Here is a 20427-nt window from a genome sequence, read left to right on the forward strand (position 1 = left end):
CGTGATCTCCCAACACCGGTACGACGTCGTGATCGTCGGCGCGGGGGGTGCCGGCATGCGGGCCGCGGTGGAGGCCGGGCCGCGGGTGCGCACCGCGGTGCTGACCAAGCTCTACCCCACCCGCAGCCACACCGGTGCCGCCCAGGGCGGCATGTGCGCGGCGCTGGCCAACGTCGAAGAGGACAACTGGGAATGGCACACCTTCGACACGGTCAAGGGTGGCGACTACCTCGCCGACCAGGACGCCGTGGAGATCATGTGCAAGGAAGCCATCGACGCGGTGCTTGACCTGGAGAAGATGGGGATGCCGTTCAACCGCACCCCCGAGGGCCGCATCGACCAGCGCCGCTTCGGCGGGCACACCCGCGACCACGGAAAGGCCCCGGTGCGCCGGGCCTGTTACGCGGCCGACCGCACCGGTCACATGATCCTGCAGACGCTGTACCAGAACTGCGTGCGGCACGACGTGCAGTTCTTCAACGAGTTCTATGCGCTGGACCTGGTGCTCACCCAGACCCCGAGCGGGCCGGTCGCAACCGGGGTGGTCGCCTACGAGCTGGCCACGGGCGACATCCACGTCTTCCACGCCAAGGCGGTGGTGCTCGCCACCGGCGGTTCGGGCCGCATGTACAAGACCACCTCCAATGCGCACACGCTGACCGGTGACGGCATCGGCATCGTCTTCCGCAAGGGGCTTCCCTTGGAAGACATGGAGTTTCACCAATTCCATCCGACCGGCCTGGCGGGCCTGGGCATCCTGATCTCCGAGGCGGTGCGTGGTGAGGGCGGCCGGTTGCTCAACGGCGAGGGTGAGCGCTTCATGGAGCGCTACGCCCCGACGATCGTCGACCTGGCGCCGCGCGACATCGTCGCCCGCTCCATGGTTTTGGAGGTCCTGGAGGGACGCGGCGCCGGCCCACACAAGGACTACGTCTACATCGACGTCCGCCACCTCGGCGAGGACGTGCTGGAGGCCAAGCTGCCCGACATCACCGAGTTCGCGCGCACCTATCTCGGCGTGGACCCGGTGCACGAGCTGGTCCCCGTCTACCCGACCTGCCACTACGTGATGGGCGGCATCCCCACCACCGTCACCGGACAGGTGTTGCGGGACAACACTTCTACGGTGCCGGGGCTGTATGCGGCCGGCGAGTGCGCGTGTGTGTCGGTGCACGGAGCCAACCGGCTGGGCACCAATTCGCTGCTGGACATCAACGTGTTCGGCCGCCGGGCCGGGATCGCCGCGGCCAATTACGCGCGGGGCCACGACTTCGTGGACATGCCGCCGGAGCCGGCGGCGATGGTCGTCGGCTGGGTAGGCGACATCCTCTCCGAGCACGGCAACGAGCGCGTCGCCGACATCCGCAACGCGTTGCAGCAGTCGATGGACAACAATGCCGCAGTGTTCCGCACCGAGGAAACGCTCAAGCAGGCGCTCACCGACATCCACGCGCTGAAGGAGCGGTACGCGCGAATCAGCGTGCACGACAAGGGAAAACGGTTCAACAGCGACCTGCTGGAGGCCATCGAGCTGGGCTTTTTGCTCGAGCTCGCCGAGGTGACCGTGGTCGGCGCATTGAACCGCAAGGAGTCTCGCGGCGGCCACGCCCGCGAGGACTACCCCAACCGCGACGACGTCAACTACATGCGCCACACCATGGCGTACAAGCAGGGCAGTGACCTGCTGAGCGACATCGCGCTGGACTTCAAGCCCGTGGTGCAGACGCGCTACGAACCCAAAGAACGGAAGTACTGATGGCCGAGAGCGTCGGAACCGAAGGGGAAGCCGAGGTCGACACCAGCCTGGAGCCGCCGCTGCCGGCGATCCCCGACGGGGCGGTGATGGTGACCGTCAAGATCGCGCGATTCAACCCCGATCAGCCCGACGCCTTCGCGGAAACCGGTGGCTGGCAGAGCTTTCGGGTGCCGTGCCTGCCGAGCGACCGGATGCTCAACCTGCTGATCTACATCAAGAGCTACCTGGACGGGACGCTCACCTTCCGGCGCTCGTGCGCGCACGGGGTGTGCGGCTCGGACGCCATGCGCATCAACGGTGTCAACCGGCTGGCCTGCAAGGTGCTGATGCGCGACCTGCTGCCCAAGAAGCCGGGCAAGGCGCTCACCATCACGGTCGAGCCGATACGTGGGCTGCCGGTGGAGAAGGACCTGGTGGTCGACATGGAGCCGTTCTTCGACGCCTACCGGGCGGTCAAGCCGTACCTGGTCACGACCGGCAACCCGCCGACCCGCGAACGCATTCAGAGCCCGACCGACCGGGCCCGTTACGACGACACCACCAAGTGCATCCTGTGCGCGGCGTGCACCACGAGTTGCCCGATCTTCTGGCATGAGGGCAGCTACTACGGCCCGGCCGCGATCGTCAACGCGCACCGGTTCATCTTCGACAGCCGCGACGAGGCCGCCGCCGAGCGCCTGGACATCCTCAACGAGGTGGACGGCGTGTGGCGATGCCGCACCACGTTCAACTGCACCGAGGCCTGCCCGCGGGGCATCGAGATCACCAAGGCGATCCAGGAGGTCAAGCGCGCGATCATGTTCTCGCGCTAGTCGGGAGCACCTCTCCGAGACCGAGAGGTCCTTCCCGAAAGCGCTATCGCATGCGCCGGCGCGTTTGAAACTCACGTGATGGTTCCCAAGGCCCGTCACACATCGCGGCGCTGTCTCGTCTGACGGGTATGACACAGAAAACCCGCATCGAGCCCCTGCCGCCCAAGCGCACCGGATTGCTGACCCGGGCCATGTACCGGATCGCCAAGCGGCGCTACGGCCAAGTTCCCGAACCTTTCACCGTTACCGCGCACCATCGCGGGCTGATGATCGCCGGCGCCATGCACGAGACCATGCTGGACCGCGCGTCGAAGACACTGCCGGTCAGCGTGCGCGAGCTCGCGGTGTTCTGGACCGCCCGCACGATCGGCTGCTCGTGGTGCGTCGACTTCGGCTCCATGCTGCAGCGACTGGACGGCCTGGACATGCAGCGGCTCAAGGACATCGACAATTACGCCACGTCAACGGCATTCACTGACGACGAGCGCGCCGCCATCGCCTACGCCGACGCGATGACCACCGATCCGCACACCGTCACCGACGAGCAGGTCGCCGATTTGCGTGCCCGCTTCGGCGATGCCGGAGTGATCGAGCTGACCTACCAGGTCGGGGTGGAGAACATGCGGGCGCGGATGAACACCGCGCTGGGCATCACCGAGCAGGGCTTCAACTCCGGTGACGCGTGCCGCGTTCCCTGGGCTAGCGACGATCGCCAGCGCGGCCTAGCCGGGCGCAGCGGGTCGTCGCCATCGGCGACAGAGCTCAACCAGCACGCAGCGGGGAGCCGGTGAACTTATCCGGGTTGGCGACATCCCATAGGGCGCAGACCTTTCCGTCTCGCACGGTCGCCGCCATGATCCGCGGCATCATCTCGCGATACCCATCACCGGCGGGGCAGCCCGCCGTGTAGCCGCCCAGCTCGCCATTGACCAGCCCCAGCTGATACGAGGTGAACATCGCCGGGCCGTAGCGCTGGGCCAGACCGAAGAAAAATCGCGCCACCTTGTCCGCGCCGTGGATGACGTTGATTGCCGTGGGCGCCTTGCCATTCGCGTCGCCGGTCAGGATCACGTCGGGGTGCAGCAGCGCGACCACGGCTTGCAGATCGCCGGATGCCATGGCCGCCAGCAACTTCCCCACCACCTCGGCGTGCGAGGGGTCGGGCTTGGGTGGCGCCTCGGAAGCGACGGCCTTGCGGGCCCGCGACGCCAGCTGCCGGGCGGCGGCCTCGTTGGTGCCCAGCACCTGCGCCACCTCGGCGAACGGCACGGCGAAGCCGTCGTGCAGCACGAAGGCGACTCGCTGATCGGGTGAGAGCCGCTCCAGCACCACCATCGCCGCGAACCGCGCGTCCTCGCCGGCCACCACCGCGGACAGCGGATCGGTCGCGTCAAACCCGGTGACCACCGGCTCGGGCAGCCAATTGCCGGTGTAGGTTTCGCGACGATGCGCCGCCGACCGCAGCCGGTCCAGGCCCAGCCTGCTCACCACCGTGGTCAGCCAGGCCCGCAGGTCGGTGATCTCCGTTGCCTTTCCGGGGTCCTGCCGGTGCCAGCGCAGCCAGGCGTCCTGGACGATGTCCTCGGCGTCGGCCACCGTGCCGGTGAGCCGGTAGGCGACCGACATGAGATGGGGCCGTAGCGACTCGAACTCGCTGACCTGCTGGGCTGAGGTCATGCCGACGAGCCTAGCGCGGCGACGCCGAGCGCCGAACGGCGCGAGGAAGGAGCCGGGCCGACGAACCTAGCGCGGCGACGCCGAGCGCCGAACGGCGCGAGGAAGGAGCCGGGCCGTCGAGCCTAGCGTTAGGCTCCACACAACATGACAGATCACCTCTGGCTGCACTTCGCAAGGCACGGCCCGGACATCACCGCGCCGATCATCACCCGCGGCGAGGGTGTCACCATCTTCGACGACCGCGGCAAGAGCTACCTCGACGGCCTGTCCGGACTGTTCACCGTGCAGGTCGGCCACGGCCGCACCGAACTCGCCGAGGTCGCTGCCCGCCAGGCAGGCACGCTGGCGTTCTTCCCGCTCTGGGGGTACGCGACTCCTCCCGCGATCGAGCTCGCCGAGCGCCTCGCCCGCTACACGCCCGGCGATCTGAACCGCGTCTTCTTCACCACCGGCGGCACCGAGGCCGTCGAGACCGCATGGAAACTGGCCAAGCAGTACTTCAAACTCACCGGGAAACCCGGTAAGCACAAGGTGATTTCGCGCGCGGTCGCCTACCACGGCACCACCCAGGGCGCCCTGGCGATTACCGGGCTGCCCCGCTTTAAGGCCCCCTTCGAGCCGGTGACGCCCGGCGGCTTCCGGGTGCCCAACACCAATTTCTACCGCGCGCCTGAGCCCTTCGGAACCGACCCGAAGGCCTTCGGGCAATGGGCCGCCGACCGGATCGCCGAGGCCATCGAGTTCGAGGGCCCCGACACCGTGGCGGCGGTGTTCCTCGAGCCGGTGCAGAACGCGGGTGGCAGCATCCCGCCTCCCCCAGGCTATTTCGAGCGGGTGCGCCAGATCTGCGACGAATACGACGTGCTGCTCGTGTCAGACGAGGTGATCTGCGCGTTCGGCCGGATCGGGTCGATGTTCGCCTGCGACGACTTCGGCTACGTGCCGGACATGATCACCTGCGCCAAGGGAATGACGTCGGGCTACTCGCCGATCGGCGCCATGATCGCCAGCGAGCGGTTGTTCGAACCGTTCAACGACGGCGCCACCATGTTCCCGCACGGGTATACCTTTGGCGGACACCCGGTTTCGGCGGCCGTAGGTCTGGCGAACCTCGACATCTTCGAGCGCGAGGGCCTGTGCGACCACGTCCGAACCCACGCCCCCGCCTTACGCGCCACCCTGGAAAAGCTCTACGACCTGCCCATCGTCGGCGACGTGCGCGGCGAGGGCTACTTTTACGGCATCGAACTCGTCAAGGACAAGGTGACCAAGCAGACCTTCACCGACGACGAACGCCGCACGCTGCTCGGCCGGGTGTCCTCGGCTCTGTTCGAGGCCGGCTTGTACTGCCGCACCGACGACCGCGGCGATTCCGTAATCCAGTTGGCGCCGCCGCTGATCAGCGGCCAGGCTGAGTTCGACACCATCGAAGCCATCCTGCGCGATGTGCTGACGGGAACCCAGGCGCGCATCTAGGGTCCAGGGCATGGCGCGCAAACCCCGTATCCACCCGGTGCGGTGGCTGCCGCCGCCGGTCGACGCACTGCCGGACATGCCGGCGCCGAACATCACCGTCGTTCCCCTCGCGGGTAACGGTCCCGAAGATGTCGTCGTCGACCCGGCCGGCCAGTTGTGGACGGGCCTCGAGGACGGACGCATCGTGCGGATGTCCCCCGGCGGCGAGCAGACCGTCGTCGCCGACACCGGTGGTCGGCCACTCGGCCTGCACATCGCCCGCGACGGCCGGGTACTGATCTGCGACAGTCATCGCGGATTGCTCGCGCTGGACCCGGCCAGCGGCAGGCTGGATGTGCTTGTCGAATCGGTCGGCGGCAGACGGCTCAAGTTCTGCTCGAATGTCACCGAAACAGCCGACGGCACAGTCTATTTCACCGAGTCGACGAGCGACTTTCATTTCGAGCACTACACCGCCCCGATCGTGGAGGCGCGCGCGACCGGCGGCCTCTTCCGGCTCGACGTGGACGGTACCGTCAGCACGCTGGTCGACGGGCTGTACTTCGCCAACGGGGTGACGCCGACGGCGGACGGTTCGGCGCTGGTATTCGCCGAGACGCTGGCGCGGCGGCTGTCGAAGTACTGGCTGAGCGGACCCCAGGCCGGATCGGTGACGCCGCTGGCGGTACACCTGCCCGGCATGCCCGACAACCTGTCCACCGGTGCCGACGGCCGCATCTGGGCCGCGCTGGTCACCGAGGCGAACCCGGCCTTGGAGTCCCTGTTCCCGCGGGCACCGCTCATCCGCAAGGTGGTGTGGCGGCTGCCCGAGCGGCTGCAACCACAGATCAAGCCGGAGATCTGGGCGGTCGCGTTCGACCCGGACAGCGGCGCGCCCGTCGCCGGCCTGCGCGCCGAGCATCCGGAATTCGGATCCGTCACCGGCTTGGTCGAGGCGGCCGGCAAGCTCTGGATGGGCACGATCGGCTTCGCAGCGCTGGCCCACGTGGACCTGGTCGCCACCAAGCTGTGAGCCCGCTAGCCGGCGGGCACCCGCCTGACCGCGTCGGCGGCCATCACCATCTCACGGGCGTGCGTGGCGGTCGGGTTGTTCCCGAACCGCGATACGGCGTTGCACAGCCAGGCCAGCGCCGACCGCAGCTCCGGGTCGGTGGCGGCGTCACGGTGCAGCTTCAGCTCCGCAAGCACCCGGTCGAACCCGGAACGTCGTACCTGCGTTGCCTTCTCGACCTGCTTGAGCAGGTCGGTCAACGGGCGGACACTCCGGGAAGCGCCGCCAGGATTCCGCCGCCAGGCGGACCAAAACCGTTCGCGTGAAATGGCAAAACCCCTGGGATTCGGCGCGGTGGGCGGCTTTCGGATTGACCGCAGGCCCAGCGTATCGCGGCCTCGCCGGCACCGCTCAGTAACTTCCGTCTCACCAGTCACAGCGCGGCTCCCCGGATTCGGGCCGCCCATCGCTTACTGTGCACAGACGATGACCCTGTTACGTTCCGCATCATGCCTGGCAGCGGCGCTTTTCCTGATGGCCGCCCCGGTCACGTTGGCGGCACCGGCGACACTGCCGCTGGGGGTGCCGCTCGCGACGGCCGAGCCCGGCGCCGAACCCAATGCCGCGCCGCCGGACTGCCCCTACAAGGTGAACACCCCGAAGGCCGTGGACTCATCGGAGGCCCCCACCGCCGGCGACCCGCCGATCCCGCTGGCGGTGCCCGCCAAGCCGGTCGGCGGTGACGCGCTGGGCAGCTGCGGCATCGTCGTCGCGCCGAACACGCCGGCGCTGCCGAATGACGTCTCCGCCGACGCCTGGCTGGTGGCGGACCTGGACAGCGGCGCGGTCATCGCGGCCAAGGACCCGCACGGGCGACACCGCCCCGCCAGCATCATCAAGGTGCTGGTCGCGATGGCCTCCATCAACGCGCTCAACCTGAACAAGTCGGTCCCCGGAACCGCCGACGACGCGGCCGCCGAGGGCACCAAGGTCGGCGTCGAGGAAGGTGGCGTCTTCACCGTCAACCAATTGCTGCACGGGCTGCTGATGCACTCCGGCAACGACGCCGCCCACGCGCTGTCCATGCAGCTGGGCGGCATGCAGCAGGCGCTGGAGAAGATCAACGTGCTGGCCGCCAAGCTTGGTGGCTCCGACACCCGGGCGGCATCGCCGTCGGGCCTGGACGCGCCCGGCATGAGCACCTCGGCCTACGACATCGGGCTCTTCTACCGCTACGCCTGGCAGAACCCGACGTTCGCCGACATCGTCGCGACGCGGACCTTCGACTTCCCGGGCCACGGCGACCACCCGGGCTACGAGCTGGAGAACGACAACCAGCTGCTCTACAAGTATCCCGGCGCCCTTGGCGGCAAGACCGGTTACACCGACGACGCGGGCCAGACGTTCGTCGGTGCTGCCAACCACGACGGCCGACGCCTGGTGGCGGTGCTGCTGCACGGGACGCGGGTGCCGATCGCCCCGTGGGAACAGGCCGCGCACCTGCTCGACTACGGCTTCTCCACCCCGCAGGGCACACAGGTCGGCTCGCTGGTCGCGCCCGACCCGTCCCTGGCACCCGCGAAGCACGACGCCGACGCGGACCCGCTCGCCAACAACGCCGCGGCGGGCGGGATCATCGGATCCGCGGACGCGATGCCGATCCGGGTGGGCGTGGCTGTGATCGGCACCGTCGTGGTGTTCGGGCTGATCATGATGGCCCGCTCGATGAACCGCCGACCACTTCACCGCTGAACGCCGTGTGCGGATCGCGGCGCGGACTGCTGGTCGGGCTGACCGCCGCCAGCGTGGGCGTCATCTACGGCTACGACCTGTCCATCATCGCCGGGGCGCAGTTGTTCGTCACCGAGGACTTCGCGCTGTCCACCCGCCAGCAGGAACTGCTGACGACGATGGTCGTGATCGGCCAGATCGCCGGGGCGCTGGGCGCCGGCGTGCTGGCGAACGTGATCGGCCGAAAACGCTCGATGGTGCTGATCCTGTTCGCCTACACGGTTTTCGCGCTGCTGGCCGCGTTCTCGGTGTCGCTGCCGATGTTGCTGACGGCGCGGTTGCTGCTCGGGCTGACCATCGGCGTGACGGTGGTCGTCGTCCCGGTCTACGTCGCGGAATCGGCGCCGACGGCGGTGCGCGGTTCGCTGCTGACGGCCTATCAGCTGGCGATCGTCAGCGGCCTGATCGTCGGCTATTTGACCGGCTACCTGCTGGCCGGCACCCACAGCTGGCGGTGGATGCTGGGGCTGGCCTGCGTGCCCGCAATGTTGTTGCTGCCGTTAATAATTCGGATGCCCGACACGGCGCGATGGTACGTACTGAAGGGCCGGATGGACGACGCCCGGCGGGCGCTGGTGCGGATCGAACCCACCGCGCAGGTCGACGACGAGCTCACCGAGATCGAACGCGCGTTGCGCGAGGCCTCGCCCGGGGCCGGGGGCGGGTTCTCCGAGATGCTGCGGCCCCCATACCTTCGGGCCACCGCCTTCGTGGTCGTCCTCGGCTTCTTGATCCAGATCACCGGCATCAACGCGATCATCTACTACAGCCCCCGGATCTTTCAGGCCATGGGCTTCACCGGCAATTTCGCGCTGCTGGGGTTGCCGGCGCTCCTTCAGGTCGCCGGGTTGGCGGCCGTTGGCGCCGCGCTGCTGTTGGTCGATCGGGTGGGCCGGCGGCCAATCCTGTTGTGGGGCACCGCGATGATGATCGTCGCCGACGTCGTGCTGATGGCCGTGTTCGGACAGGGATTCGGTGGCACGGTCGTCGGGTTCGCCGGCATCCTGTTGTTCATCATCGGCTACACCATGGGCTTCGGCTCCCTGGGCTGGGTGTACGCCAGCGAAAGCTTCCCGTCCCGGCTACGCTCGATCGGGTCGAGCACCATGTTGACCTCGAACCTGGTGGCTAACGCCATCATCGCCGCCGTCTTCCTGAGCCTGCTCCATTCCCTGGGCGGCGCAGGTACTTTCGCGCTGTTCGCGGCGCTTGCGGCGGTCGCGTTCGTCTTCGTGTACCGGTTCGCACCGGAAACCAAGGGTCGCCAGCTGGAGGACATCCGCCACTTCTGGGAGAACGGCGGCCGATGGCCGTGATCGCCGCGGGCACCACGGTGCTCGACGGTCGGGTCTGCCGCCCCGGCTGGGTGCAGACCTCCGGCGGACGGATCGTCGCCTGCTCGCCCGGCCCGCCGCCGCGTCCGGCCGACTTCGAATTCCCCGGTTCCACGGTGGTGCCGGGCTTTATCGACATGCATGTGCATGGCGGCGGCGGCGCCTCCTACACCGACGCCGACGGCATCCGCGACGCCGCCGCGTTTCACCTGCGGCATGGCACCACCACCACGCTGGCCAGCCTGGTGACCGCCGCGCCGTCCGAACTGCTGGACGGGGTGCGCGCGCTCGCCGACGCGACCCGGCGCGGCACCGTCGCGGGCATTCACCTCGAAGGGCCGTGGCTGAGCCGGGCGCACTGCGGAGCCCACGACCGCACCAAGATGCGTGACCCGGAGCCGGCGGAGGTCGACGCGGTGCTGGCCGCGGCCGACGGCACGATCCGGATGGTGACGCTGGCGCCCGAGCTGCCCGGCGCCGGGGAGGCCATCAGGCGGTTCGTGGACGCGGGAGTCGTTGTGGCGGTAGGGCATACCGATGCCACCTACGTACAGACCAAGGACGCCATCGCGCTGGGCGCCACCGTCGGCACCCATCTGTTCAACGCGATGCCGCCGCTGCACCATCGCGAACCCGGCCCGGCGCTGGCCCTGCTGCGCGATCCGCTAGTGACGGTCGAGGTGATCGCCGACGGCGTGCACCTACACCCCGACGTGGTCCAGGCGGTGATCGCGGCGGCGGGCGCGGACCGGGTCGCCATGATCACCGACGCGATCGCCGCCGCCGGCCGCGCCGATGGCGCATTTCGGCTCGGCGCGGTGCCGATCGATGTCGTGGCCGGTGTCGCCAGGGTGCACGGAACGTCGACGATCGCGGGCAGCACCGCCACCATGGATCGGCTGTTCCGCACGGTGCATGCGGCCGCCGGCCTGGCCACCGCGGTGCAGACGACGGCCGCGACGCCGGCTCGAGCGCTCGGCCTGCAGCGGGTGGGCGCTCTGGGCGTCGGCTACGACGCCAATCTCGTTGTGCTGGATGAACGTTTAGGCATATCGGACGTGATGGTGCGCGGCGCCTGGCTGAAGCCGGCCGGCTAGCGATCACGGCGGGTCAAGCGGGCGATCCAGGAAAGGGTGAGCGCACCAACGGCTCCCAGCGCCATCGCGGTCAGCGTCTGGCGGGTATTGAGGCCCTCATCCATCTACACGCGCGGCGCGATGATCGCCGGGGCCGGAGGGGCGACGGGTTGGCTGCGCGGATCGTTCGACGCGGTCGCCGCCCACGCGGTGCAGAACAGGACGAGATACGCGGTGATGTAAGCGAACACCATCAACCCCAGCACCGGGCCGAACGCCGCGCCGGCCGGGCTGCGCAGCACCGCCTTGAGATAGATGGAGGCGACCTGTTTGAACACCTCGAAGCCGATCGCCGCGATCAACCCGGCCCGCATCGAATGGACAAGGCTGACCTTTTCGCGTGGCAGTCGGGCGATCATCCAGGTGAACAGCAGCCACGACACCAGCGTCGCGATGAGGATCGAGAACAGCCAGAAGAGCCAGTCGAGCACCACGAACTGCGGTATGCCAAGCCATTTCAACAGCGCCGCCAGGGGTGCGGCGTGGCCGACGGTGCTCAGCGCGACTGTCGCCACGATGATCGCGAATGTCCCCAGCATCGCCAGCAGGTCGGAAAGCTTGTTGTGCACGAAACCCGGCGACTCGATGTGTTCGTCCCACCACATCTCCGTCAGCGCCTGGCGCAGGTGCGATATCCAGCCCAGTCCCGCCCACACCGCGGTGGCCAAACCGATCACCCCGACCGACGTCCGGGCATCGATGGCCGAGTTCATCAACTCGTGCAGTTGATTACCCAGCGTGCCGGTCACCTGAGAGCGGATGTGGTCGTCGATGGTGCTCAGCAGCTGGGGTTTACGGGCCAGCACGAATCCGAAGACCGCGAAACCGACCATGAGCAAAGGAAACAACGCGAAGATCGTGTAATAGGTGAGGCCGGCGGCAAAGAACCCGCCGTTGCGATCGTCGAAACGCTGGTAGGCGCGGATGACGTGATCGATCCACCCGTACCGCGCCCGCAACCGATCAAAGACGCCCGCCTTGGCCGGCTCGCTCATCGCACGACTCCAATGAGAGCGGTACTAGCTCCGTTGTGGAAGAAACCCAAGCCGATCGTAAACCCGCCGAACCGTTTTCGCGGCCACATCGTTGGCCTTTTCCGCTCCGGTCGCGAGCACGGCCTCCAATTCGGCGAGATCGGTGGTCAGTTCGTCGACTCGGGCCTTGATCGGGGCGACGAACTCGACGACCGCCTCGGCGGTGTCCTTCTTCAAATCGCCGTAACCCCTTCCGGCATAGCCCTCCACGAGCGTATCGATCCCGACGCCGGTGACCGCGGACTGGATGCTGAGCAGATTGGACACACCCGGCTTGGCCTCGGTGTCGAAGCGGATCTCGCGCTCGCTGTCGGTGACCGCGGAGCGAATCTTCTTGGCCGACAACGCCGGTTCGTCGAGCAGGTTGATCAGGCCGGCATCGGTCGCCGCCGACTTGCTCATCTTCGAGGTCGGGTCTTGCAAATCGTAGATCTTCGCGGTGGCCTTGGGAACGAACATGTCCGGCACCACGAACGTCTCCGGGAAGCGGCTGTTGAACCGGTCGGCGATGTCGCGCGCCAGCTCGAGATGCTGACGCTGGTCCTCACCCACGGGCACCAGATCGGTGTCGTAGGCCAGCACGTCGGCCGCCTGCAGCACCGGGTAGGTGAACAGCCCCACGGTGGTGGAGTCGGCGCCCTGGCGCAGCGACTTGTCCTTGAACTGCGTCATCCGCGACGCCTGCCCGAACCCGGTGAAGCAGCCCAGCACCCAGGCCAGCTGAGTGTGGGCCGGCACGTGGCTCTGCACGAACACCGTGCTGCGGGCCGGGTCGATGCCCAGCGCCAGATACTGGGCGGCGGTGATCAGGGTGCGGCGGCGCAGCGCCTCGGGATCCTGGGCGACGGTGATGGCATGCAGGTCGACCACGCAGAAGAACGCGTCATGGTCGTCCTGCAGCGCGACCCACTGCGTGATGGCGCCCAGCGCGTTACCCAGGTGAAGCGAATCGGAGGTGGGTTGCACGCCGGAGAAAATCCGGCTTGATCCGGTAGCGGTGCTCATGATGCACCGATCTTTTCACGGGCGACCGCCGGGGCCGCACAGACCGACCCCGATGTTGCGATACCGGCGGTACCGCATTTAATGTCGGGTTATGCGCAAGCTCGTCTGCTCGGCTCCTTCCTCGTGAGCCCCGCTCACTCGGCGTCGCCTTCGGCCCGCTCGCCGATCCACCTTGGTTCCGGAGAGCCGGTCCTGATGCTGCACGGGTTCCTGATGTCGCAGACGGTGTGGGACCCGGTCGCGCCGCGGCTGGCCGAGACCGGCCGCTTCGAGGTCTTCGCCCCCACCATGGCCGGGCACAACGGCGGGCCCTACGCGGGCACCTGGCTGCTGAGCTCGTCGGTGCTGGCCGACCATGTCGAGCGCCAGCTCGACCAGCTCGGCTGGGAAACCGCGCACATGGTGGGCAACTCGCTGGGCGGCTGGGTCGCCTTCGAACTGGAGCGGCGCGGCCGGGCCCGCAGCGTGACCGGCATCGGCGCCGCGGGCGGATGGACGCGGTGGAGTCCGGTGAAATTCGAGGTCATCAGCAAGTTCATCGCGGGCATGCCCCTGCTGGGGCTGGCGCGGCTGCTCGGCGAGCGGGTGCTTGCGCTGCCGCTCAGCCGGCGGCTGGCGACCCTGCCGCTCACGGCGACGCCGGACGGCATCAGCGAGGACCAGCTGCGCGTCGTCATCGACGACGCCGCGCACTGCCCCGCGTACTTCCAGCTGCTCGTCAAATCGCTGCTGGATCCGGGCCTGCTGCAGTTGGCCGACACCGCGGTGCCCGTCCAGCTGGTGCTGTGCGAGAAGGACCGGGTGGTCCCCGCGAGCAGATTCAATCGGCACTTCACCAACTTCCTGCCCCCGGGAACGAAGCTCACCGAGCTCAAGGGCGTGGGCCACGTCCCCATGTTCGAGGCGCCCGACCGGGTCGCCGCGGCGATCGCCGACTTCGTCGACGAGTGCGGCACCGGGGCCGACCGACGGCACCCGCCGGCCAGCTAGCCAGCCGCTTTTCGGAGGTTCTCCGCGATCGAGTTCAGGAACTCCTCGCTGCGCTGCCACTTCTGGTCGGGGCCGATGAGAATAGCCAGGTCCTTCGTCATCTTCCCGCTCTCGACGGTGGACACCACCACGTTCTCCAGCGTCTGCGCGAACTCCGTCACCTGAGGGGTGTCGTCCAGCTTGCCGCGGTGCGCCACTCCGCGCGTCCAGGCGAAGATCGAGGCGATCGGGTTGGTCGAGGTCGGCTTGCCGGCCTGATACTGGCGGAAATGCCGGGTGACGGTGCCGTGCGCGGCCTCGGCCTCGACCGTCTTGCCGTCGGCGGTCATCAGCACCGACGTCATTAGCCCCAGTGAGCCGTAACCCTGCGCGACGAGGTCCGACTGCACGTCGCCGTCGTAGTTTTTGCAGGCCCACACATACCCGCCCTCCCACTTCAGGCAGGCCGCGACCATGTCGTCGATCAACCGGTGCTCGTAGGTCAGCCCCTCGGCCTCGAACTGGTCTTTGAATTCCTCCTCGTAGACGCGCTCGAACTCGTCTTTGAACATGCCGTCGTACGCCTTGAGGATGGTGTTCTTGGTGGACAGGTACACCGGCCACTTGGCGTTCAGCCCGTACTTCAACGAGGCGCGGGCGAAGTCGCGGATGGAGTCTTTGAAGTTGTACATCCCCATCACGACGCCGCCGTCTTCGGGGATGGACACCACCTCGTGCACCATCGGCTCACCACCGTCGGCCGGGGTGAAAGTGATTGCGACGGTGCCCGGTTTGTCCACCTTGAAGTTGGTCGACCGGTATTGGTCGCCAAAAGCGTGACGGCCGATCACGATTGGCTTGGTCCAGCCCGGGACCAGCCGCGGTACGTTCGAGATCACAATGGGCTCGCGGAAGATGGTGCCGCCCAAAATGTTTCGAATCGTTCCATTCGGCGAGAGCCACATCTTCTTGAGATTGAACTCCTGAACGCGGGCCTCGTCGGGTGTGATGGTGGCGCACTTGACACCCACGCCGTGCTTCTTGATGGCGTAGGCCGCGTCGATGGTCACCTGGTCGTCGGTGCGGTCGCGGTGCTCGATGCCCAGGTCGTAGTAGTCCAGATCGATGTCGAGGTACGGCAGGATCAGCATGTCCTTGATGAACTTCCAGATGACGCGGGTCATTTCGTCACCGTCGAGCTCTACGACGCGGCCTTTGACCTTGATTTTGGCTTCGCCCATGTCAAGTCCGGCTTCCTGCTTGCGGGCCCTAGCCTGTCGACGCCGCCAGTGCCTCATTGAGGGTCTTGCTCGGGCGCATGATCGCCGTCGTCTTCTCGCTGTCCGGGTAGTAGTAGCCGCCGATGTCGACCGCCTCGCCCTGCGCTTCGCCGAGCTCGGCCACGATGGTGTCCTCGTTCTCGCTCAGCGAGTCGGCCAGCGCGGCGAAGTGCTTGCGCAGCTCCTCGTCGTCGGATTTCGCGAGCTCCTGCGCCCAGTACAGCGCCAGGTAGAACTGGCTGCCACGGTTGTCGAGTTCACCGGTCTTTCGCGACGGGCTCTTGTTGTTCTCCAGCAGCTTGCCGATCGCGGCGTCCAGCGTCTTGCCCAGGACCTTGGCCCGCTCATTGTCGGTCTTGATGCCGATGTCCTCGAAACACGCTCCGAGAGCAAGGAATTCACCCAGGGAATCCCAGCGCAGATGGTTCTCCTCGACGAGTTGGTGAACGTGCTTGGGCGCCGAGCCGCCGGCGCCGGTTTCGTACATCCCACCGCCGGCCATCAGCGGCACGATGGACAGCATCTTGGCGCTGGTGCCCAGCTCCAGGATGGGGAACAGGTCGGTGAGGTAATCGCGCAGGATGTTGCCGGTCGCGGCGATCGTGTCCTGCCCGCGCATCGCGCGCTCGATCGTGTACCTCATGGCCCACACCTGCGGCATGATCTGGATCTCGAGGCCCTCGGTGTCGTGTTCCTTGAGGTATGCCTTGACCTTCTTGCGCAACTCGACCTCGTGCGGCCGCTCGGTGTCCAGCCAGAACAACACCGTCATGCCGGAGTTCCGCGCACGGGTCACCGCGAGCTTGACCCAGTCGCGAATTGCCGCATCCGTGACGATGGGCATGCGCCAGATGTCGCCCTCCTCGACGTTCTGGGTCAGCAGAACTTCCCCGGTGTCGAGGTCGACGATGTTGGCGACACCGTCCTCGGGAATCTCGAACGTCTTGTCGTGCGAGCCGTACTCCTCGGCCTGCTGCGCCATCAGGCCGACGTTGGGAACCGTGCCCATGGTCCGCGGATCGAACTGCCCGTGGGTCTTACAGAAGTTGATGATCTCCTGGTAGATACGGGAGAAGGTGGATTCGGGGTTGACGGCCTTGGTGTCCTTCTGCCGCCCGTCGGCGCCCCACATCTTGCCGCCCGCGCGGATCATCGCCGGCATCGACGCATCCACGATCACGTCGCTGGGCGAATGGAAGTTGGTGATGCCCTTGGCGGAATCGACCATGGCCAGCTCTGGGCGGTGCTCGTGGCAGGCGTGCAGGTCGCGGATGATCTCCTCGTGCAGCGACGCGGGCAGCGACTCGATTTTGTTGTACAGATCGACCAACCCGTTGTTGACGTCGACGCCGAGCTCGTCGAAGAGCTCCTGGTGCTTGGCGAAAGCGTCCTTGTAGAAGATCTTCACCGCGTGACCGAAGACGATGGGGTGCGACACCTTCATCATCGTCGCCTTGACATGCAGCGAAAACATCACGCCGGTCTCGTAGGCGTCCTGCATCTGCTCCTCGTAGAACTCGACGAGGGCCTTCTTGCTCATGAACATGGAATCGATGACGTCGCCCTCGCGCAGCTCGACCTTGGGCTTCAGCTCGAGGGTCTGACCGCTCTTGGTCTCCAGCACCATCTTCACGTTGCGCGCGCGGTCCAGCGTCATCGACTTCTCACCGTGGTAGAAGTCGCCGTGCCGCATGGTGGCGACGTGGGTGCGCGAGGCCGGCGACCAGTCCGCCATGCTGTGCGGGTGCTTGCGGGCGTATTCCTTCACGGCCTTGGGCGCACGCCGGTCCGAGTTGCCCTGCCGCAGTACGGGGTTGACCGCGCTACCGAGGCATTTGGCGTAGCGCGCGCGGATCTCCTTGTCCTCGTCCGTCTTTGGGCTCTGCGGAAAGTCCGGAATCTTGTATCCCTTGCCCTGCAACTCCTTGACGGCGGCGATCAGCTGGGGTACCGAGGCGCTGATGTTGGGCAGCTTGATGATGTTGGTGTCGGCGAGCTCCGTCAGCCGGCCCAGCTCGCCGAGGTTATCCGGCACCCGCTGCTCCTCGGTCAGGTCATCGGGGAACTCCGCCAGAATCCGGGCGGCCACGGAGATGTCGCTGGTCTTGATCTCGATGCCCGCCGGCTCGGCAAAGGCGCGCACGATCGGCAGGAAAGCGTAGGTCGCCAGCAGCGGCGCTTCGTCGGTCAGTGTGTAGATGACGGTCGGCTGTTCGGCGCTCACGGTCCCTCTCCCGGAAATGATGGGTTGAAAATTTTGGGGGCTCAGCGTTCTGACTGCCACGTTAGCAAGGGTGTTTGGACAGGTGTCGACCTGCAGGCGCACCGCGATAGTTGGCACCGACTCGGCACAGTAAGATAACCTTCTTATTGGTCATGAGCGCCAGCATCAAGCCCCGGCTTGCTGGCCGGCAACCCTCCAACCGCGGTGGGGTGCCCCGGGTGATGACCAGGTTGAGTAGCCACACAACCGGCTATCCGGCAAGCGCGGGTCCGCCATGACGGGCCCCTGAGCAGACAGGGAAACGTGATGTGCCTTTTCCCGACTTTTTCGCGCCTCATCGTGTGTCGCTGCTAAACCGCCGTGCCGGCTGACGCCCCGGCGTCCCGGCCGTCGATGAGCAAATTTCCCTACCAGCAGAAAGCAACCCCGTGACCTCCGACAACGCCGATCACGACGTCGACCTGACCGCCAATTGGTCGTTCGACACCAAGCAGGTGCACGCCGGCCAGCAGCCGGACACCGCCACCAGCGCCCGCGCCCTGCCGATCTACCAGACCACGTCATACACCTTCGACGACACCACGCACGCCGCCGCGCTGTTCGGTCTGGAAGTACCGGGCAACATCTACACCCGGATCGGCAACCCGACCACCGATGTCGTCGAGCAGCGCGTCGCCGCGCTCGAGGGCGGGGTGGCGGCGCTCTTCCTCAGCTCCGGGCAGGCCGCCGAGACCTTCGCGATACTGAACCTGGCTTGCGCCGGTGATCACATCGTCTCCAGCCCGCGGCTCTATGGCGGTACGTACAACCTGTTCCACTACTCGCTGGCCAAGCTCGGCATCGACGTCACCTTCGTGGAGGACCCCGATGACCTGGATTCGTGGCAGGCCGCGGTCCGGCCGAACACCAAAGCATTCTTCGGCGAGACCATCTCCAACCCGCAGATCGATGTGCTGGACATCCCCGGGGTCGCCGGGGTCGCGCACGCCAACGGCGTCCCGCTGATCGTCGACAACACCATCGCCACGCCCTACCTGATCCAGCCGTTCAAGCACGGCGCCGACATCGTCGTGCACTCCGCCACGAAGTACCTCGGCGGGCACGGCTCGGCGATCGCCGGGGTCATCGTCGACGGCGGCACCTTCGACTGGACGCAGGGCCGCTTCCCGGGATTCACCACTCCCGACCCGAGCTACCACGGCGTGGTGTTCGCCGAGCTCGGCCCGCCGGCCTACGCGCTTAAGGCGCGCGTGCAGCTGCTGCGCGACCTCGGTTCGGCCGCGTCGCCGTTCAACGCGTTCCTGGTCGCCCAGGGCATCGAGACGCTGAGCCTGCGCATGGAGCGCCACGTCTTTAACGCCCAGCGCGTGGCCGAGTACCTGGCCGGCCACGAGGGCGTGGTGTCGGTCAACTATGCCGGCCTGCCCAGCTCGCCCTGGCATGAGCGGGCAAAGAAGCTGGCGCCCAAGGGAACCGGCGCGGTGCTGGCCTTCGAGCTGGACGGCGGCGTCGAGGTCGGCAAAGCCTTCGTGAACGCGCTGAAGCTGCACAGCCATGTCGCCAACATCGGCGACGTGCGCTCGCTGGTGATCCACCCGGCGTCCACGACACACGCCCAGCTGAGCCCGAAGGAACAGCTGAGCACCGGCGTCAGCCCCGGGTTGGTGCGCCTGGCCGTGGGCATCGAGGGCATCGACGACATCCTCGCCGACCTGGAGCTCGGCTTCGCCGCGGCGCGCAAACTCGGCGTGACGGCGGAGGCCTCGGGCACCGATCCGCAAGCCGTGGCGGCGTTTTGAGGAAACCGGCGGTGACGATCTCAGACGCTGCGACCCAGCCGCTGCCGGCCGAAGGCGAGGTCGGCGTGGTGCGCATCGGCTCGCTGACCACCGAAAACGGCGCGGTGATCGACGATGTCCGCATCGCCGTCCAGCGCTGGGGCGAGTTGTCCCCCAATCGCGACAACGTGGTGGTGGTGCTGCACGCGCTCACCGGTGATTCGCACCTGACTGGACCCGCCGGCCCCGGGCATCCCACGCCTGGTTGGTGGGACGGTGTTGCCGCACCGGGTGCCCCAATCGACACGAATCGCTGGTGCGCGGTGGTCACCAATGTGCTGGGCGGTTGCCGCGGCTCCACCGGGCCGAGCTCGATTGCCCCGGACGGAAAGCCGTGGGGCTCTCGGTTTCCGCATATTTCGGTGCAGGATCAGGTTGCGGCGGACGTCGCCGCACTTGCGGCGCTGGGCATCGACCGGGTTGCCGCCGTCATCGGCGGATCCATGGGCGGGGCAAGGGCTTTGGAGTGGATCGTCGCCCAGCCCGACCGGGTTCGGGCGGGGCTGGTGATAGCGGTAGGCGCGCGCAGCACCGCCGACCTGATCGGCCACCTGGCCACGCAGATATCGCTGATCAAGGCCGACCCGAACTGGCAGGGCGGCGACTATTACGGCACCGGGCGTAAGCCCGACACCGGAATGGCGCTCGCGCGGCAATTCGCCCACCTGACCTACCGCGGCGAGCTGGAGCTCGACACCCGGTTCGGCAACGGCATCCAGGGTGGTGAAGACGCGACGGACGGCGGCCGCTACGCGGTGCAAAGCTACCTGGAGTATCAGAGCGACAAGCTGGTCGACCGATTTGACGCCGGCAGTTACGTGGCGTTGTCGGACTCGATGCGCAGCAATGACGTGGGCCGCGGCCGTGGTGGAGTGCGAAAAGCCCTGAGCGAGTGTCCGGTACCGGTCGTGGTCGGCGGGATCACCAGTGACCGGCTTTACCCGCTGCGTCTGCAGGAAGAGCTCGCCGAGCTGCTGCCGGGCTGCACCGAACTGGACGTCATCGAGTCCATTTACGGGCACGACGGGTTCCTGATCGAAGCCGACGCGGTCAACGGTTTGATTGGGAAAACCCTCAAATTGGCCGATGAGCAAGGCGCGTGAC

General features: G+C 67.2%; 15 protein-coding genes, 2 pseudogenes and 1 riboswitch. Of the genes and pseudogenes, 11 read left to right on the top strand and 6 right to left on the bottom strand.

Annotated elements, in window-relative coordinates; all coding sequences use genetic code 11:
• The first annotated feature begins 1 nt into the window (after position 1).
• The 3 genes and pseudogenes from sdhA to AC5Y4H_RS23050 form a co-directional block, all read left to right on the top strand.
• Positions 2 to 1756 carry a succinate dehydrogenase flavoprotein subunit gene (gene sdhA, locus AC5Y4H_RS23040; RefSeq protein ID WP_499985537.1) on the top strand — a complete coding sequence of 585 codons (1755 nt, stop codon included), beginning with the start codon at positions 2 to 4 and terminating at the stop codon, positions 1754 to 1756.
• Entirely contained in the window at positions 1756 to 2568 is an 813-nt protein-coding gene (locus tag AC5Y4H_RS23045; RefSeq protein ID WP_499985539.1) for a succinate dehydrogenase iron-sulfur subunit, read from the top strand. The genes sdhA and AC5Y4H_RS23045 overlap by 1 nt, the downstream gene beginning before the upstream one ends.
• Positions 2569 to 2681: 113 nt before the next feature.
• A pseudogene (locus AC5Y4H_RS23050) lies at positions 2682 to 3278 on the top strand (carboxymuconolactone decarboxylase family protein); the annotation flags it as partial.
• 52 nt (positions 3279 to 3330) lie between these two features.
• Here AC5Y4H_RS23050 and AC5Y4H_RS23055 read toward each other — a convergent pair.
• The gene (locus AC5Y4H_RS23055) at positions 3331 to 4245 is read right to left on the bottom strand and encodes a sigma-70 family RNA polymerase sigma factor (protein ID WP_499985541.1); all 915 of its coding nucleotides are present in this window, start codon (positions 4243 to 4245) and stop codon (positions 3331 to 3333) included.
• Between the two features lie 144 nt (positions 4246 to 4389).
• Here AC5Y4H_RS23055 and AC5Y4H_RS23060 point away from each other — a divergent pair, with 144 nt between their 5' ends.
• Together AC5Y4H_RS23060 and AC5Y4H_RS23065 are read left to right on the top strand one after the other, a co-directional pair.
• Positions 4390 to 5721, top strand: a complete 1332-nt coding sequence (locus AC5Y4H_RS23060) for an aspartate aminotransferase family protein (RefSeq protein WP_499985543.1) — start codon at positions 4390 to 4392, stop codon at positions 5719 to 5721.
• Positions 5722 to 5731: 10 nt separating this feature from the next.
• Entirely contained in the window at positions 5732 to 6733 is a 1002-nt protein-coding gene (locus AC5Y4H_RS23065) for an SMP-30/gluconolactonase/LRE family protein (RefSeq protein WP_499985548.1), read from the top strand.
• 5 nt (positions 6734 to 6738) lie between these two features.
• On the opposite strand, the gene AC5Y4H_RS23070 is transcribed toward AC5Y4H_RS23065, so the two are convergent.
• Entirely contained in the window at positions 6739 to 6972 is a 234-nt protein-coding gene (locus AC5Y4H_RS23070) for a hypothetical protein (protein ID WP_499985550.1), read from the bottom strand.
• 226 nt (positions 6973 to 7198) lie between these two features.
• Between AC5Y4H_RS23070 and AC5Y4H_RS23075 the strand changes: the two genes are divergently transcribed.
• Genes AC5Y4H_RS23075 through nagA form a run of 3 tightly spaced genes read left to right on the top strand, consistent with a single transcriptional unit; the run spans position 7199 to position 10934 of the window.
• Positions 7199 to 8464: a D-alanyl-D-alanine carboxypeptidase family protein gene (locus AC5Y4H_RS23075; protein WP_499985552.1), complete on the top strand. Its 1266-nt coding sequence runs from the start codon at positions 7199 to 7201 to the stop codon at positions 8462 to 8464.
• A gap of 5 nt (positions 8465 to 8469) precedes the next feature.
• The gene (locus tag AC5Y4H_RS23080; protein WP_499985554.1) at positions 8470 to 9819 is read left to right on the top strand and encodes a sugar porter family MFS transporter; all 1350 of its coding nucleotides are present in this window, start codon (positions 8470 to 8472) and stop codon (positions 9817 to 9819) included.
• Positions 9810 to 10934: an N-acetylglucosamine-6-phosphate deacetylase gene (gene nagA, locus AC5Y4H_RS23085; RefSeq protein ID WP_499985556.1), complete on the top strand. Its 1125-nt coding sequence runs from the start codon at positions 9810 to 9812 to the stop codon at positions 10932 to 10934. The genes AC5Y4H_RS23080 and nagA overlap by 10 nt, the downstream gene beginning before the upstream one ends.
• On the opposite strand, the pseudogene yhjD reads toward nagA, so the two are convergent.
• Positions 10931 to 11968 (bottom strand): annotated as a pseudogene (gene yhjD, locus AC5Y4H_RS23090) (inner membrane protein YhjD). The gene nagA and the pseudogene yhjD overlap by 4 nt on opposite strands.
• A 24-nt stretch (positions 11969 to 11992) precedes the next feature.
• A complete protein-coding gene (trpS, locus tag AC5Y4H_RS23095) occupies positions 11993 to 13012 on the bottom strand; it encodes a tryptophan--tRNA ligase (protein WP_499985558.1) in 1020 nt (339 codons plus the stop codon).
• 192 nt (positions 13013 to 13204) lie between these two features.
• Here trpS and ephH point away from each other — a divergent pair, with 192 nt between their 5' ends.
• Entirely contained in the window at positions 13205 to 14002 is a 798-nt protein-coding gene (gene ephH / locus AC5Y4H_RS23100; protein WP_499985592.1) for an epoxide hydrolase EphH, read from the top strand.
• On the opposite strand, the gene AC5Y4H_RS23105 is transcribed toward ephH, so the two are convergent.
• Together AC5Y4H_RS23105 and AC5Y4H_RS23110 are read right to left on the bottom strand one after the other, a co-directional pair.
• On the bottom strand, positions 13999 to 15222 hold the full coding sequence (locus AC5Y4H_RS23105; protein WP_499985560.1) for an NADP-dependent isocitrate dehydrogenase: 1224 nt from the start codon (positions 15220 to 15222) through the stop codon (positions 13999 to 14001). The two genes, ephH and AC5Y4H_RS23105, sit on opposite strands and share 4 nt — an antisense overlap.
• 28 nt (positions 15223 to 15250) lie before the next feature.
• Complete coding sequence (locus AC5Y4H_RS23110; RefSeq protein WP_499985562.1) at positions 15251 to 17485, bottom strand: NADP-dependent isocitrate dehydrogenase; 2235 nt, start codon at positions 17483 to 17485, stop codon at positions 15251 to 15253.
• Positions 17486 to 17633: 148 nt separating this feature from the next.
• Positions 17634 to 17755, top strand: a riboswitch (SAM riboswitch).
• Between the two features lie 158 nt (positions 17756 to 17913).
• Between AC5Y4H_RS23110 and AC5Y4H_RS23115 the strand changes: the two genes are divergently transcribed.
• Positions 17914 to 19284: a bifunctional o-acetylhomoserine/o-acetylserine sulfhydrylase gene (locus AC5Y4H_RS23115; protein WP_499985564.1), complete on the top strand. Its 1371-nt coding sequence runs from the start codon at positions 17914 to 17916 to the stop codon at positions 19282 to 19284.
• An 11-nt stretch (positions 19285 to 19295) separates the two neighbouring features.
• Complete coding sequence (metX, locus tag AC5Y4H_RS23120) at positions 19296 to 20426, top strand: homoserine O-acetyltransferase MetX (protein ID WP_499985566.1); 1131 nt, start codon at positions 19296 to 19298, stop codon at positions 20424 to 20426.
• Position 20427: the final 1 nt, after the last annotated feature.

The organism is Mycobacterium sp. NGS58 (genome assembly GCF_059812385.1).

What these genes read in the sequence shown, in the direction of transcription:
- AC5Y4H_RS23045 (WP_499985539.1), top strand. Translation starts at nt 1,756, where the DNA reads ATGGCCGAGAGCGTCGGAACCGAAGGGGAAGCCGAGGTCGACACCAGC.
- AC5Y4H_RS23055 (WP_499985541.1), bottom strand. Translation starts at nt 4,245, where the DNA reads ATGACCTCAGCCCAGCAGGTCAGCGAGTTCGAGTCGCTACGGCCCCAT.
- AC5Y4H_RS23060 (WP_499985543.1), top strand. Translation starts at nt 4,390, where the DNA reads ATGACAGATCACCTCTGGCTGCACTTCGCAAGGCACGGCCCGGACATC.
- AC5Y4H_RS23065 (WP_499985548.1), top strand. Translation starts at nt 5,732, where the DNA reads ATGGCGCGCAAACCCCGTATCCACCCGGTGCGGTGGCTGCCGCCGCCG.
- AC5Y4H_RS23075 (WP_499985552.1), top strand. Translation starts at nt 7,199, where the DNA reads ATGACCCTGTTACGTTCCGCATCATGCCTGGCAGCGGCGCTTTTCCTG.
- nagA (WP_499985556.1), top strand. Translation starts at nt 9,810, where the DNA reads ATGGCCGTGATCGCCGCGGGCACCACGGTGCTCGACGGTCGGGTCTGC.
- trpS (WP_499985558.1), bottom strand. Translation starts at nt 13,012, where the DNA reads ATGAGCACCGCTACCGGATCAAGCCGGATTTTCTCCGGCGTGCAACCC.
- AC5Y4H_RS23105 (WP_499985560.1), bottom strand. Translation starts at nt 15,222, where the DNA reads ATGGGCGAAGCCAAAATCAAGGTCAAAGGCCGCGTCGTAGAGCTCGAC.